The sequence below is a fragment of the Thalassotalea sp. G20_0 genome, from assembly GCF_017744175.1.
In the GTDB taxonomy this organism is placed as follows: Bacteria; Pseudomonadota; Gammaproteobacteria; order Pseudomonadales; family Endozoicomonadaceae; genus Endozoicomonas.
Genome location: NZ_JAGHQV010000208.1, coordinates 1 through 1289, shown reverse-complemented (window position 1 = coordinate 1289; position 1289 = coordinate 1). Strand labels below are relative to the sequence as shown.

The following is a 1289-nucleotide window of genomic DNA, read 5'->3' as shown; positions in this document are numbered from 1 at the left end:
CAATATTCCTGATAATTACGGTCGTACCGCGCTAGGCCATGCAGTTTCACTCCTTGCCATGCCATATATAACGCCATGGCCAGAGCGGTGATGCCCAACACAATCAAACCAATGGGAGAAGCTACAAAAGCGGCATTAAGCAGCCATTGAACGGCGGTGAATGCCATGGTGACGCCTCGCAAAACCTGCATGGTAAGAATCCAGCCAGCCCAAGCGGCTTTTCCCAGACCAACCGCAATGGTGAGGGTGGCCATACTGGCAGCCAGCAGCAGAATCACCAACCCGGTGGTGGTGATGACCTTGGTGATATTGGGGAACAGTTTGATCAGTAGCAGAACTTCTTGAGCCATTTCTGCAAACCATTGGATAACGGGTTCTATAACCGGGAGCAAGGCTTGTCCCATAGCAATGCGTACCGCATTGATAGAACTGGCTAACTGTTGCCATGGATCGGTCATGGCTTCCGCTGCTTCTGCTGCGGTGGACATACTGGTAATGTTGTTCAGATCACTGATGGTTTTACCGAGTCCTACGGTGTCTTTGCTTAATTGTTGAATGAGTTTGGAGCCATCCCCAAACGCATCATCAAGAATTGCCCAGGTATTGGCTCCGCTGAGGTCTCCAAATTCGGTCTGGAGTTTGGAGAGAATATCCAGCATCGGGAGCAATCGCCCGTTGCTGTCTGTAAACGACATTCCGAGCTTATCTTGAGCTGCAACGGCGTATTCGAGAAAGTTGGTATATTGGGCTTCAGCGTCAGCGATTCCGGTGGATTTACTGAGTGTTGCCATGATTGCCAGCTGCTCCTCCATAGCCACTCCCAGGCCGGAGCCAAGGTTGTTCAAACCTTGCATGGCATCGGCAATATCGGCGGTATTGGTACCTAATTCTTTTTGCAGATAGTTGGTCTGCCCCACCAGTTGCTCAACCCACTGGGATTTTCCCATGGCATCCGCTGTCCCTTTAAACCGTTCGTACATCTGAGTGATATACAGGCTGGTTTCATCCATTCCGGCCTTGGTAGTGCTGGCCAAAACTGCGGAGGCACTGGTAAAAGCGGCCAGCTCATCACCGGTCAGGCCCTTGATGGCTTTGCTGATCTGGGTTCCAGAACCCACTACTTCAGCAGCCACCACGCCATAGGTAGCGGACAGTTCCAGAGCGGTGTCGTTTAATTGCTTTAATGCGGATTCCTGAACCCCAATGCTCCGGGTTTCTGCCAGAGCCCGGTTCATCTCAATGGCCGGTGTCAGGCTCTCATAAATCAGAAACCCGGTGGCCGCCAGCCC

General features: G+C 52.1%; 1 protein-coding gene. It reads right to left on the bottom strand.

The window, feature by feature from the left end; all coding sequences use genetic code 11:
* The coding region (locus J7438_RS25550) for a phage tail tape measure protein (RefSeq protein WP_209278856.1) at positions 1–1289 on the bottom strand (1289 nt) is incomplete at both ends.